Source organism: Methyloglobulus morosus KoM1 (assembly GCF_000496735.2).
GTDB classification, from domain to species: Bacteria; Pseudomonadota; Gammaproteobacteria; order Methylococcales; family Methylomonadaceae; genus Methyloglobulus; species Methyloglobulus morosus.
On the sequence record NZ_AYLO01000055.1, the window covers coordinates 34,009 to 48,191 of the forward strand.

The 14,183-nt window shown below is 44.3% G+C and carries 12 protein-coding genes and 1 pseudogene; 11 read left to right on the forward strand and 2 right to left on the reverse strand.

Annotated features, from left to right (window positions below; all coding sequences use genetic code 11):
• Positions 1 to 17 precede the first annotated feature (17 nt).
• From MGMO_RS08025 to MGMO_RS21085, 7 genes are all read left to right on the forward strand, one after another.
• Positions 18 to 1,262, forward strand: coding sequence for a Coenzyme F420 hydrogenase/dehydrogenase, beta subunit C-terminal domain (locus tag MGMO_RS08025; protein ID WP_023494549.1), 1,245 nt, complete (start codon positions 18 to 20; stop codon positions 1,260 to 1,262).
• Between the two features lie 41 nt (positions 1,263 to 1,303).
• A complete protein-coding gene (locus tag MGMO_RS08030; RefSeq protein WP_023494550.1) occupies positions 1,304 to 2,515 on the forward strand; it encodes a glycosyltransferase family 4 protein in 1,212 nt (403 codons plus the stop codon).
• Between the two features lie 182 nt (positions 2,516 to 2,697).
• Positions 2,698 to 3,429 carry a polysaccharide deacetylase family protein gene (locus tag MGMO_RS08035; RefSeq protein WP_161808476.1) on the forward strand — a complete coding sequence of 244 codons (732 nt, stop codon included), beginning with the start codon at positions 2,698 to 2,700 and terminating at the stop codon, positions 3,427 to 3,429.
• Positions 3,430 to 3,455: 26 nt separating this feature from the next.
• Positions 3,456 to 5,333, forward strand: coding sequence for an asparagine synthase (glutamine-hydrolyzing) (gene asnB / locus MGMO_RS08040; RefSeq protein WP_023494552.1), 1,878 nt, complete (start codon positions 3,456 to 3,458; stop codon positions 5,331 to 5,333).
• 32 nt (positions 5,334 to 5,365) lie between these two features.
• A complete protein-coding gene (locus tag MGMO_RS08045) occupies positions 5,366 to 6,307 on the forward strand; it encodes a glycosyltransferase family 2 protein (protein WP_023494553.1) in 942 nt (313 codons plus the stop codon).
• An 81-nt stretch (positions 6,308 to 6,388) separates the two neighbouring features.
• Complete coding sequence (locus MGMO_RS08050; protein ID WP_036307287.1) at positions 6,389 to 7,285, forward strand: glycosyltransferase; 897 nt, start codon at positions 6,389 to 6,391, stop codon at positions 7,283 to 7,285.
• 195 nt (positions 7,286 to 7,480) lie between these two features.
• Positions 7,481 to 7,549, forward strand: a complete 69-nt coding sequence (locus tag MGMO_RS21085) for a hypothetical protein (RefSeq protein WP_407656507.1) — start codon at positions 7,481 to 7,483, stop codon at positions 7,547 to 7,549.
• A 778-nt stretch (positions 7,550 to 8,327) separates the two neighbouring features.
• Here the strand turns inward: MGMO_RS21085 and MGMO_RS21090 are convergent.
• Positions 8,328 to 8,459, reverse strand: a complete 132-nt coding sequence (locus tag MGMO_RS21090; RefSeq protein WP_407656505.1) for a hypothetical protein — start codon at positions 8,457 to 8,459, stop codon at positions 8,328 to 8,330.
• A gap of 703 nt (positions 8,460 to 9,162) precedes the next feature.
• On the opposite strand from MGMO_RS21090, the pseudogene MGMO_RS21255 reads away from it, so the two are divergent.
• The 4 genes and pseudogenes from MGMO_RS21255 to MGMO_RS08070 form a co-directional block, all read left to right on the forward strand.
• Positions 9,163 to 9,276 (forward strand): annotated as a pseudogene (locus MGMO_RS21255) (IS701 family transposase); the annotation flags it as partial.
• A gap of 280 nt (positions 9,277 to 9,556) precedes the next feature.
• Positions 9,557 to 10,357: a class I SAM-dependent methyltransferase gene (locus MGMO_RS08060; RefSeq protein ID WP_161808477.1), complete on the forward strand. Its 801-nt coding sequence runs from the start codon at positions 9,557 to 9,559 to the stop codon at positions 10,355 to 10,357.
• 39 nt (positions 10,358 to 10,396) lie between these two features.
• Positions 10,397 to 11,728 (forward strand): hypothetical protein, encoded by a 1,332-nt coding sequence (locus MGMO_RS08065; RefSeq protein ID WP_152976320.1) that lies wholly within the window; start codon positions 10,397 to 10,399, stop codon positions 11,726 to 11,728.
• A 12-nt stretch (positions 11,729 to 11,740) separates the two neighbouring features.
• On the forward strand, positions 11,741 to 12,562 hold the full coding sequence (locus tag MGMO_RS08070; protein WP_023494558.1) for a glycosyltransferase: 822 nt from the start codon (positions 11,741 to 11,743) through the stop codon (positions 12,560 to 12,562).
• A 195-nt stretch (positions 12,563 to 12,757) separates the two neighbouring features.
• On the opposite strand, the gene MGMO_RS08075 is transcribed toward MGMO_RS08070, so the two are convergent.
• A protein-coding gene (locus MGMO_RS08075) for an IS3 family transposase (RefSeq protein WP_152976321.1) occupies positions 12,758 to 13,920 on the reverse strand; the annotation gives its coding sequence in 2 pieces (ribosomal slippage) (positions 12,758 to 13,656 and positions 13,656 to 13,920; 1,164 coding nt in all).
• Positions 13,921 to 14,183 lie beyond the last annotated feature (263 nt).

The window sequence follows — 14,183 nt, forward strand, 5'->3', positions numbered from 1 at the left end:
GCAGCGGGTGAAAGTGCGTGGACATAAATAAATTTAAAGACGTTTCTGATGTCGTAAACTGGCGCCTTTGCCTTGGCTGCGGCGCTTGCGAATACGTCTGTCCCGAACAAAAAATTCATCTAATCGACATCGTAGACCAAGGTATTAGGCCAGCGCTATCCTCTGGCGATTGTAGTGGTTGCAATGATTGTGTCACTGTTTGTCCGGGTGTGGGCGTATCGCATGAACCTTCGATGGCATCGGCAAAAGGGCAAATCAGCGCGCTTACCGAAGGTTGGGGGCCCGTACTGGAGGTATGGGAAGGCCATGCGACGGACAAAGCCATGCGCTTTGATGGCTCATCTGGAGGGCTGGCAAGCGCTTTGGCGCTTTATTGCATAGAACATGAAGACATGCGCGGGGCCGTTCACGCTGGTTTCGATCAAGCCAAGAAATACAAAAACAAGACCGTATTTAGCAAAACAAAAGCTGAAATATTGGCGACAACAGGTTCTCGTTATTCACCAGCTTCCCCCTGTGATAATTTTCAGGCAATCGAAGACGAAACGGGTGAATGCGTATTCATTGGCAAACCTTGTGATGTTGAAGCTTTGCGTAAAACCCAGGCGATTCGTCCCAATTTGAGTAAGAATGTCGGGGCTGCAATCGGCATTTTTTGTGCGGGGACACCCAGCACTCAAGGGACGATAGACCTGCTAAGTAAGCATGGCATCAACCATGACGATGTCCAAGAAATAAGGTATCGCGGAAGAGGTTGGCCCGGTAACTTTGCAGTACGCTTAAATAACGAAACGGAATGGCGGGAACTCGCCACTTATGAAGAAGCTTGGGGATTTCTGCAAGCGTACCGACCTTACCGATGCCATACATGTCCAGACGGTACCAGCGAGTTTGCCGATATTTCATGCGGTGATCCTTGGTATCGGAGTATCGAACTGGGCGAACCAGGAAAATCACTCGTGTTGGTAAGGACTGAAACAGGCCGTGAAGTTGTGAAAGGAGCGATACAAGCGGGTTATGTTGAGCTTAAATCGGTTGATCCCGTAGTGCTAGAGCTATCGCAAAAAGAGTTATTGCGTAAGCGGGGATCGATATGGGGAAGGGTCATGACGATGAAGTTTCTGGGTATCCCTGCGCCTCGTTTTATAGGTTTTTCATTATTCCAAAATTGGTTGAAATTGTCTTTAGAACATAAGTTGCGTTCCACTTATGGGACAGCAAAACGCATGATTATGCGGAATTACTTTAAGCCTTTAAAATAAAACGACATCACCGATCTCTTTGATTTCTAAATGGCGGTTAAATGGATAACATTGCATTGACTTCTGGGAATAAGTCGTCGCTGAAAGCCTGTATGCTCGCCTACACCTTTTACGAAACGGATGGGCGGGTAATGCGATATGCTGAGACTTTGGCGCAACAAGGTTTATCCGTTGAAGCGATTGTGCTCAGAAGAGAGATTCAGCCGGAAGAGGAAATCATAAATGGCGTTAAGGTCATACGAATTCAGCGGCGTATAAAAAACGAGAGCGGAAAACTTAGCTACCTTGCCCGCATAGTAAAGTTCTTTTTCCGTTCAATGATCGAAATCACAAAACGGCATCTCAAAGAACCCTATGATCTGATCCATGTGCATTCTGTTCCTGACTTCGAGGTTTTTGCAGCCTTTGTTCCTAAGCTCAAAGGGGCGAAAATTATCCTCGATATACACGACATTGTGCCTGAATTTTATGCCGCCAAATTCAAAGTGGCACAGGATTCAATGGTATTTGCCGCCTTAAAATTTGTGGAGAAGCTATCGGCAACGTTTGCCGATCATGTCATTATTGCCAACGACCTCTGGCTTGAAAAAATTACCGCAAGGTCAATTGCAAAAGAAAAATGCTCTTCTTACATCAACTACCCTGATCTTACTGTCTTTAACCCCAGTCTTAAAACGGCAAGAAAAGACGATAAGTTTATTATGATATATCCCGGCACCCTAAATTGGCACCAGGGCTTGGATATCGCTGTGAATGCTTTTAATCTCATAAAACACAAGGCAGAAAACATCGAATTACATATTTATGGCGAGGGCAGTGCAAAGGAAGAATTGCGTAAACAGATTTCTGACTTAAAGTTACAAAACCAAGTGTTTCTAAATTCTCCCCTGCCGCTTAGGGAAATCGCAAGCATTATGGCAAATGCCGACCTCGGCATAGTGCCCAAGCGGAATGATTCCTTTGGCGGCGATGCTTTCAGCACCAAAATATTCGAGTTTATGGCACTTGGCGTTCCGGTTGTGGTGGCGGATACGCGGATTGACAAATACTACTTCAATGAATCCCTGGTAAGGTTTTTTAATGCTGGCGATTTTAATGATTTGGCTCGCGTGATGCTTGAAGCTTATCACAACCGGGAAAAGAATGATCAACTCGCATTCCAAGCGCTTAAGTTTGCCCAACAACATAGCTGGGGAACAAAGCAAGGCGATTACCTTGCTTTAGTAAACCGGTTGGTTCAGGTTGTTAAGTAGCTGCCATGAGAATCGATAGGCTTCTTACCCTCTCTTTTTTTTACCCGGCAACCAAATTACTGTGCAGAAAGAGTGACCTACAAATTCCCATCTTGATGTATCACAGTATTTCTGGCCAATTAGACGACCATCTACATCCGTATTTCCGAACTGTAACCAGCCCAGAATGCTTCGAACAACAGATGCGTTTTTTAAGTGAGAGAGGTTATCAAGCGCTTACCCTTTCCGAAGCCGTTCATGTCTTACAAAACCAAGAAATACCCACACCTGCCAATACGTCGGCGGCTTCTGGGCAGCAACACGCTAAGGTAGTCATTACCTTTGACGATGGCTTACGTGATTTCTATAGTGCCGCTTTTCCGATACTTGAGAAATTTGGATTTAAAGCGACTGTATTTCTTACCAGCGGAATGATTGACAACACTTTTCTGACGGGAAACGAATGCCTGAGAGAAACTGAAATTAGGGAACTTGCCGCTAAAGGTATTGAATTTGGTTCGCACACCGTCAGTCATCCGCAGCTTCATGACCTGTCCTGCGATGAAATTGTCCACGAGTTGGCAAATTCAAAGAAACAAATAGAAGACGTTTTAGGGCATACTATGACTCTATTCTCCTATCCTTATCGCTTCCCTGAAGGAGATATAAATTTCACTAAAATGCTTAGAAATCTTCTGCTCGAACAAGGCTATTTAATGGGAGTGACAACAATTATTGGACGTACAAAGTCAAGTGATAACCCCCTATTTTTGAAGCGCTTGCCGGTTAACGATTGTGACGATATGCCCTTGTTTCAAGCCAAATTAGAGGGTGGCTATGATTGGTTACACGGATTTCAACTGGCATCAAAAAAGATCAGGGCACTCATCTTTAGGCTAAAAGCAGATGCGTATAATGTGCAATCTAATTATTAAGAACAACGGATCATCAATAAAACTATATGTGTGGCATTTGCGGGATCTTTGATTTTAAGGGGAATTCAATCGATCAAGCGATTGTTCAACAGATGAAATCGGCGATATTGCATCGCGGGCCTGATGGCGAAGGTGAATTCTTCGACAAAGAAGTCGGATTGGGGCATCGACGGCTCAGTATTATTGATGTTGGTGGCGGCGGACAGCCGATTGGTAATGAGGACGGTAGCATCCAGGTTGTATTCAATGGCGAGATTTATAATTTCATAGAGTTACGTGAGGAACTGCAAAAATACGGCCATCAATTCAGGACACATTCCGATACAGAAGTGATCGTTCATGCCTACGAACAATGGGGTATCCAGTGTGTTAAGCGTTTTAATGGCATGTTTGCATTTGCGCTTTGGGACGGAAACAAGCGGGAACTGTTTCTCGCCAGGGACCATTTGGGGATTAAGCCGCTTTATTACGTGATTTTAGGCAGCCAGCTTTTATTTGCCTCCGAAATCAAGTCATTGCTCCAACACAAAAATTGCCCTCGAGAAGTCGATATCGATGCGCTCGCAGAATTGTTCAGCTTCCGTTATGTGCCTTCGCCGAAAACCCTGTTCAAGAATATTATGAAATTGCCGCCTGCACACACTTTAGTGGTGTCGCAGGCTGGCATAAGAATTGAAAGATTCTGGGAGTGGGGGCCAACCGAACGAAAGACGTATAAAGAAGCGGATCTTATCGAAGAGTATCAGGATTTACTGGAAGATGCGGTCAGGCTTCAGTTGCGGAGCGATGTCCCGCTCGGTCTTTTTCTCAGTTCGGGTGTCGATTCTGGAATGCTGCTAGCGATAATGAGCAAACATACCAGTAAAGCGGTTCAAACCTTTACGATTGGTTTCGAGGACGGCGAAAAAACAAATGAAGTAGAGGATGCCAAGATTTTGGCGCAAATGTTTGGGGCTGATCATTACCATCAGATATTAGGGCCAAGTGATTATTTAAATTACTATGAGCGCTACATGTGGGATTTAGAAGAGCCGGTCGGCAACGAAACTGCTGCCGCATTTTATTTTGTCGCCAAACTCACCAGCCAACATGTAAAAGTTGCGCTTACAGGGCAGGGCGCAGATGAGCCTTGGGCAGGCTATGACCGTCATAAAGGAGCAAAACTTTCAGGCCTATACAGCCAGCTACCGGGCTTGGTCACAAATAATTTGGCGAGCTTGATAATTTCGATGCCAGGGCGTATGGAACGGCTAAAGCGGGGAGTGGTGTCGCTTGCTGAACCCGACATGCTGACGCGTCTTACAAAAATTTATTCTTTTTTTAGCGCAGATATGAAAGGGCATCTTTACACGGGCGCTTTGAAACAAGCTTTTGACAACGATTATTATGGCACACGCCATGCGCTCAGCCGACTGCAAAACGATGTAAAGCATCTCGATCCGCTAACACAAATTCTTTATCTTGATACTCGCGCCAATTTGCCCGACGATTTGCTAATGGTGGGCGACAAAACATCAATGGCGAATTCGCTAGAAGCGCGCGTTCCATTTTTGGATTACCGACTTGTACAGTTTATTGAAAGTTTGCCCCCTAACCTGAAGCTGAAGGGCTTTAATGGCAAATATCTCCATAAAAAATCGGCAGAGAAATGGTTGCCAAAAGAAATTGTCCATCGCAAGAAAAAAGGATTTGCCAACCCCATTGAAAATTGGTTTCGGGTTGGAATGAAAAGCTACGTTGAAGAATGTTTGTTAAGCAGTGATTCGGCTATGGCCCGCTATTTTGACCAAGGGTATATTCGAAAAATACTTGAGTTGGATCGCTCGGGTAAAGAACAATATCGTAGGCAGATTTACCTCCTTGTGTCACTGGAATTATGGCATCGCAAATTCATGTCCAACTAAGTATTGGGAACTAGTCAAAACAGGTCTATCTGGTGGAATTATCTATCATTATTGTCAACTGGAATTCCGTTGGGTTCCTCAAAAAATGCCTGGACTCAGTTATAGCTGGGACGCATACAATCAACTATGAAATTATTGTTATCGATTCCGCTTCCTTTGATGGTTGCGAGGAAATGTTGCGTAACAACTATCCGGCGGTTGTTTTTATTCAATGTCAAGAAAATGTTGGGTTTGCCCGAGCAAACAATCTTGCTTTTGAAAAATCTTGCGGGAAAAATGTCTTGTTCTTGAACCCCGACACAGAAATAGACGGATCGGCCATCAACATAATCTACGGCTATTTGCAGAAATTGCCTAAAGCGGGTGCGATAGGTTGTAAATTATTGAACACGGATCGAACTGTCCAAACAAGCTGTATCCAATCCTTCCCAACCATACTAAACCAAATATTAGATTCTGAATTCTTGCGGGAAAAAATGCCGAAGTCTTCATTGTGGGGCATGGCGGCTCTTTTCGAGACAAAAATAGAACCTTCCCTCGTTGATGCCATATCGGGGGCATGCATTATGATGGAACGCAAAATATTCGAACAAATTGGCAAATTCAGCGAAGAGTATTTTATGTATACTGAAGATATTGATCTTTGTTATAAGGCCAAACAAGCAGGTTATTTGAATTATTACCTTCCTGAAGCAACTATCGTCCATCATGGTGGCGGCAGTTCACAAGAAGCTAAAAGTAATTTCGCTGTCGTCATGATGCGCGATACGATGTATAAATTTTTTATTAAGTCTAAAGGACAGCCTTATGCGTGGTTTTACCGAATTTCAATGTTATTGACTGCGCTACTTCGGCTTACTGCATTGCTAATAAGTAATATTCTTTTTAAACGACAAAATAGCAACTCAGTTAAAAAATGGCGAGCAGTCTTGCAATGGGCGTTCAACAGAAATGAAATGATAAAAGATTACTGATAACAAACCAATTGCTAAATCAGTAAGTTAACGTGGCGKTCTGTGGAACGCCTTCTTGATAGCCTAGAAATTTTACCGAATATGATTTCAACAAATGAATCTGGTGGAAGCCCGACGTTACCTAACCCAAGCTATCTGGTCGTCACGCCCGTTAAAGACGAAGATGCACATATTGGGAGCATGATTAAATCGGTGTTAGCCCAGACCAAACGGCCTGATAAATGGGTCATTGTTGACGACGGTTCAACAGATCAAACACCCGAAATCATCGCCGCCAACACTGCCGGGATCGCTTGGATTACCGTGTTAAACACGAAGTCCACCCAACGGAATCTAGGTAGTGCTGAGGTCATCGCTTTTGACAAGGGGCTCGGAACGATTCAAATTGATGATTTTGATTACATTGTAAAACTCGACGGCGACGTTAACTTGGAACCCAATTACTTTCAAGAAATTCTGGCTAGAATGGAGAGTGAGAAAAGCTATGGCATCGCATCCGGAGTTTATCGTGAAATGCACGACGGCAATTGGGTGACCACCAAAATGCCGCCGTATCATGCTGCCGGTGCGTCGAAGGTTGTAAGGCGGGAATGCTTCAAGGCTATTGAAGGTTTTGTTCCCAAAAAAGGCTGGGATACTTTAGATGAAATCAGGGCAGGTTTAAAAGGCTGGAAAACAGGGCACTTTGAAGACATAGTATTTACTCACTTAAAGCCCGAAGGGATTGCAATGGGCAAATTAAGTACCCATTTCTTCCACGGCGAAATCTACTATCAAACCGGAGGCGGTTTCCTTTTTTTGGTGGTCAAGGCGGTGCATAGAGTGTTTTTTGCAAAACCCTTTATGATTGGGGGTGTTGCCTTGATCCTTGGTTATCTTGTGCCATTAATCACAAGAAAACCAAGGCTTGTCAATGATGAAGAAGCGTCTTTCTATAACAAAATGCTAAACGCTAGGTTATTTAAATTTCTCGGATAACGCTATCCGGAAAATGTTACAGTGCCAACTTAGTATCATGATTCGTCGGGATGACTATCTAAGATATGGGTTGGTTACTGCTATGTAAAAACTTACTGGGTGATAGTACGTAAGGTTGGGGGTAACATGGTGGCTGATTGCGTACCACCAAATTCAAATGCACCTCTATCCCATGTGCCGTCAGAACCTCGGGTTATGCTATCGGGATCAGTGTTGTATGGAGCGGTAAGCGCTGTACCTGTTGCAGTTGCAGTATTTAGGTGAAAATCCCTATTCGCTGGGTTGACAAAAATGCTGCAGTTTGAAGTGCATACTGCCTTGCTTGCGCTAGTATCCCCATCTGCTATGGTGTTAATGTACAAATTGCCACCTGCTGTACCAGCAGTAGAACCTGTTCTAACGGAGTTATACCAGATATTATTTTGGGTGCTATTGCCCGTTCCTTGCTGAATAGTAACCCCAGACCAAGTTCCTTGAATGTTTACAACCGTATTATTATAGACCAAAAAATTATTACAGGTATTATTGTTACTGCTGTCATTTGCACAGAAGACAATTCCCGCAATCCCATCGTTATGATTAGATTGCCTTCCTGTATCGGCAATATAAGCGGCCGTATGTAAAAAAGAATTCCCGAAAATTTTCCAATTCGATGCAATGCCGTCGTTCAAACCCGCAAATACGGCTGTACCTTCTATGTCCTCAATGGCGTTATTGCTAAAGGTAACGCCATTGCTATCAGTCATAGATAATAACTCTCCATGGATTGCAGGAGTGCTGGTGTTGCGTGCAAGATAACTATGATCAACCACTAGGTTTTGCCAGTTGCCGCGCATTAGGAATATGGTGCGGTCGGAATCGCGAAGTGCACAATACTGAAAGGTAATGTTGCTATTTCCAGTCAAGCCATAAATCACATCGTCTCCATCGCCAGTATCGCGCCCCCCTCCGTGGATGTCGATATATCGGAAAGTTAAATTATCACCGCCTGTACCACTGCCATTATCAAGCCGCGTATTTCCAGTTGTTATGCCGTATTGGTTTACCCCGCCAGTCCGCCAATCAGCATTTCTGACTTGCCCATCAAAGACATAGTAATCTGTATAAACGTACCAATTAAAAAATACGGCTTGTCCGTCACCATAAGTGCTTGCCCACCCGGTATCGCTGCCATGATCTGATGCGGTAGCTTTTTTGATAGTTATAACACTTGTTCCGTTATTCGCGTCGTCGAAAGTGTAACCGCTATAACTTCCATCGGCCAAATAGTAAGTATTCCCTCGCACTAACGAAGAAGGTAGCGTTGCGTAAGCGTTGTTCCAATCGCTACCATTGTTAGCCCCAGTCGCCCCGGCTCTTACATAATTTAAGGCTGCTTCTGATACGGCTGGCATAATACCTATGGCGGCAATTAACATATAAAACAAAGGTGTTTTTTGCATATTCATAATTTTCTCCTAATTTTTCAGTGGCTTTTTGTTTGCTATCAATAAAATAGCCGGGAATAATGATTAACCATTAGTTAACATAGTATAACCTGTTGTTTCAATCTCAAATTAGCTAGTAAACAGGCATAAATCCTTGCGCTTTGTGCTTCGCCTAAAGTAATGCCAATTACTTTTTTAAATTTGGGGTATGGCTACGCCAAAGAATTTCTCAAAAATAATAAACTTAAAATATGATCTTATAATTAGGTTCTTTTAGAACGCTTAAAAATAAAAAATAAAAAATAAAATTTAGTAATTTTTGATTTTGTTTATACTAACGGGGCGTAAGCATAGTAAATCAAGGAATAAAATTTGTGAACTGGTTTGCAAATTGACGTAATATTAATTATGACTGATGTTACATGCTCATCTTCAAAAAAGTGTATCATTATGAAATGCTGGTTGTTTACAAATTATCTGATTTGCAACAGTGGGTATGCGATGCTGACCGGATTGTCGGCGATGTTGGACGGGGACATGAGCCATAACCAAATGATCTCATTCTAAAATAGCGGACACTCGGCTAAAAGAGCAATCTCTAATACCGAAGTTAAGAATGAAAACCAAAAAAGCTCTGTACATAACAAAATTCGAGATAGTTGGCATAGTTCATTGAAAATTAAAAAATATGGCTGTATTTTTGTCGGACATGGACAACAGCGAACCTCAATACGCCGAACTTGAGGTCACCCTGAACGGATACTCTGTATGTGTTAAAAAACCAATCTCCCCTTAATTTTTTATAAGAACAAACATGGTGTCCAAATATAAAAGATGTTCTAGTTTGGAGGAAGCCGCCGGATTGCTTGCTGACTTAGTAAAAGAGCAAGATGGTGGTGACGAAAATTATTTCAATAGCCAATTAAGACGCTACTTGTATTCTATACGACGAATTAATCAACTTTGTCCGACACCTTGTCGTGTACTCGATATTGGAAGTCACTACTTACACCAATCAACTCTACTAAGTCTCTTAGGTTATGATGTGTATGGACTCGATGTTCCGCTATTTACTAAGGCTCCCTTTATTCAGGAACGCTCCAGACTAATGAATATCCAAAACATCAGCTCCGGTTCGCACCAGTTAGGGGATTTTCTAGGAGGTCAGGATAATTCCTTCAATCTCGTGGTGTGCACGGAGATGCTGGAACACATCACTTTCAATCCGGTAGTCTTTTGGCGGAGGGTTTGGGAGTTGCTTTCAACAGGGGGTATTCTCTATGTGACCACCCCTAATGTTTTTCGGATTCGCGCGCTGGTTAAGAACTTGATTCGATTTGCGACGTTTGAAGGGGTGGGTATTCCAATCGACGAAATTCTAACTGTAATTACCTACGGGCATCACTGGAAGGAATACAGTTCGAGAGAAATACGAAAATATTTTAAGCGCTTGTCTCCCGATTTTAGCGTGGAAATCCAGACATATCCTGATGCTGATAGTGACAAAAACTTGCTTTCGAAAGCACTGGAAATAGTGCCGGCTTTCCGCACTAATATCGAGGTTATAATTAGGCTTCGTGATAAAACGACTTTTTTAGTGCCGCCTGCTCTTCCTATGGAGTCAAAATCTTTAGGGCATGATTGATTTATGAACGCAATCGGGGGAAGCATTTTAGTTTCAGTCATGCTTGTCGTAATCTTTGGTTCGGATCGATGGGCAGTGATTGGAGTGATGGCAGGGATGCTGTACCTCCCGTTGGGACAGGTTATCCCAGTGTTCGGAATAAATTTGTTTGCAATGCGGTTCGTTGAGATTGCCGTATTTGTCAGGATAGTTTTCAGGCGAGAATTCTTGTCGTTTGTCTGGAACGGTATTGACCGGGTATTCTTTGCCTTATACACCTTCACGACGCTGGTTTTTCTTGCGCGTTCTAACGAAGGGCAGGCAAACGTAATTGGCATAGCGGTAGACGCATTTATATGCTATTTCTCATTTCGGATGTTGCTAGAAGATGTTGAGGATTTCAAATGGTTCTTAAAGGTGTTTTTGCTTTTCCTGGGCCCATACACTGCGTTGGTGCTGACCGAGAGCCTGATGGGGTATCATCTCTTTACTTTTTTGGGTTATGTGCAGGACGTTTGGAGGGAAGGGCGAATACGTAGCGTCGGCAGTTTTGATCATCCCGCCCTGCTAGGCACATTAGGGGCAAGTTTCGTGCAGCTTTATATTGGCTTGTGGTTTTCGAGAAAGGATCGAATGTTCGCCCTTGCAGGAATAGTGTTCTGCTTGGCAATTGTGTGGGCTTCAAATTCCGGTGGCCCAATCAGCTGTGTAATATACGGCTTATTGGGCTGGATGTTATGGGTCTGCCGCAAAAGGATGCAGTGGTTTCGGCGCAGTCTTGTTGCCGCTCTCTGTTTGCTGGCTCTGGTGATGAAAGCGCCAATTTGGTTTCTGATAGCTAAGCTTGGCGCAATCACCGGCGGTGACAGTTGGCATCGCTCCCAAATCATTGACGTTTTTGTTCGGCACATTGATGAGTGGTGGCTGGCTGGCATTCCCATAGGAGCTACAAAATATTGGCTTCCAACTTACAACCATGTTACGGGCGGAGTTGACTTGACCAATAATTATCTGTGTTTTGGTGCTCAGGCTGGCCTTGGAGCAACCGCCTTGTCCATTCTCCTGCTAGTTCGAGGTTTCAGTTACGTGGGGAATGCGCTTGAAATTATCCGGAATAGTAGCGAAAGCGATAGCAGCTTAGAGTTCTTGTTTTGGGGGTTTGGTGTCGTACTCGCAGTTCATGCGTTTAATTGGCTGGGAATTCCGTATTACGATCAAACTTATGTACTTTGGTTTATGCAATTAGCCGTACTAGCGACATTGTCGGATAAAGTTATCCGGTCTGGATCGAATATCGTTGAATTATCGCTTCCCAAACAAGAGCTTAAGGCTATGCAGCGCCATCGCTATCGGTCAACCATTACCATGTCTAAATTTCAAACACTAGCTTAGCCTTAATCTGCCATGAATTGCAGTGTAATCGTCGTCAGCAACAGCAATGAAGTCCTTGAATCTACACTACTCGTTTCTCCCGACCTGAAGGGCGACATCGAGATTATAATCGAAAGAGATGCCGTTTCCGCAGCAGCTGGGTATAATACTGGTATAAAAAAATCCAGCGGAGATATTCTCGTTTTTGTTCATCAGGATGTCTACTTGCCGGAAGGATGGTTCGACCAGTTATTCCAGGCTATTGATTATCTCAATGAAGAAGAACCTCTCTGGGCCGTACTAGGAGTTTACGGTAACGAACCTGACGGTATTGGCCATGGCCACCTATACTCTACTGGATTAGGATGCCTGATTGGATACCCTCTCACACATCCCATTCGAATCCAAACGCTCGATGAAGTTGTCTTGGTGCTCCGTCGCTCCACTGGATTATGTTTTGATGAACAGTTGCCGGGTTTTCATCTTTATGGTGCGGACATCTGCTTGGAAGCGCAACGGCGTGGGCTAACGTGCCATGTAATTGAAGCATTTTGTATACACAACAGTAGGGGAGTGGCGCTATTGCCCTGGGCATACTGGCTAGCGTGGCTATATATACGCCACAAATGGTGGCATCGCCTACCTGTGGTGACTCCTACACTCCAAGTCACCTGTTGGGGAGGGTCGGCCTTACGTTATCTGGTTCAGCGGATGATAATCCGCCCCTTCTGGCTTGCCAAACATCAACGTCGCATAGGGCAACGTACAGCAGATTCTGAGTCCCTTTGGAAACAATTGTGCTTGGAAGCTCGAGTTTCCCCCTCTCTGCCGAGTAACACGCACAATGAAACTTAGTGTTCGGTCTAGCAGGCTGTTAAAAAAGACCGAATTAAAAAATTATTTATCAATATGTAGTGCAGTATTAATAAATAAGTCGCAATATATTGTGCAATAATAACTCTCAGTTTGTGTTTTTCAACAGCCTGCTAGGTTTGCGTTGCAACTTTTCAGTAAGCTAAGTGATCTTGCCCGGATTTCACAGACACCCTACTAAGCGACTTTTTTAGCTTCAAAAGCTTCCGGGCTAAGATAGCCCAGTTTTGAATGAAGCCGTTTGCGATTGTAATATACTTCAATATATTCGAACACCTGGAACTTGGCCTCGGAACGGGCCTTGAAGCATTCGCCATGCACTGCTTCGACCTTGAAGCTATGGTTCCAACTTTCCATAGCGGCGTTATCATAACAGTCGCCCTTCTTGCTCATGCTGCAAATCAGCTGATGTTTTCTGAACAGCTTCTGGTAAACGGCTGAACAATATTGGCTACCCCGGTCAGAATGGACTATCACGCCCTTTGGCATCTTTCTGTTCCATAACGCCATGATGAGGGCATCACACACCAGCGCTGCTGTCATCCGTTCTGAGATTGCCCAGCCTATGACCCGCCTCGAATAAAGCTCAAGCACGACCGCCAGGTACAGCCAGCCTTCCTCCGTCCAGATATAAGTGATATCCGACACCCACTTTTGGTCAGGCTTGTCTGCGCTGAAATCCTGTTCTAATAAGTTAGGGGCTACTGGCAATGAGTGCTTGCTGTGGGTGGTCGCCTTGTATTTCCTGGCCGCCTTCGCCCGCCAGCCGTTGTCCTTCATGATCCTGGCTATACGGTGGCGGCCGGCTGGCTTGCCTTCGTCCTGCAATCGCCGGGCGATCCTGGGTGCGCCAGCCCGTCCTTTTTCGTCATCAAACACCCGCTTGATTTCAATTTTCAGCAACCGGTTCGATTGCTCCCTCACTGAAGGAGGCCTGCGTTTCCAGGCATAATAACCGCTACGGGAAACCAACAGCAGGCGGCACATCATGCCTACCGGGAAGTGCATTTCATTCGTTTTAATCATGGCGTACTTCACTTGGGCAGTTTCGCGAAGTACGCCGCCGCCTTTTTTAGGTAGGCCACTTCCTCTTCCAATCGCGCATTCTCACGCTTAAGCCTTGCCAGTTCGGCTTGTTGGAGCTTTTGGTCTTCAAACGGCTGCCCGGTTTGTCGACGCTTCGCCTTCCAGGCATACAAGGTCGCCTCCGCCACCCCTAAATCTTGCGCCACCTTGGGGACACCATCCCGATCAGTGCGTTCTAACGCTTGCTCTTTAAACTGCGACGTATACCTCTTGTAGGCAGACCGTGCCGTTATTTCTTCTTTTTTGGTTTTCATTGTTGACCTCGGGCTTAAAGATTACTCTATTAGCCGAGTGTCCGAAAGAACGGGGTAAGATCAAAGGTTTAAAAATGAACTCATAAAATGGAGTTACTACCTGCCCTATCATCAAATTGCCCTTTTATTATGATATTTATTCTGTAACACAATTAAGAATTTGTTAAGTGCTACTTTCGGATTATGCATCTCTTCTATAATCTCATCGACAGCTCCTTTTATCACTTTTCTCCATGGTATAGGATATCCAAGCTCCCTGAGTC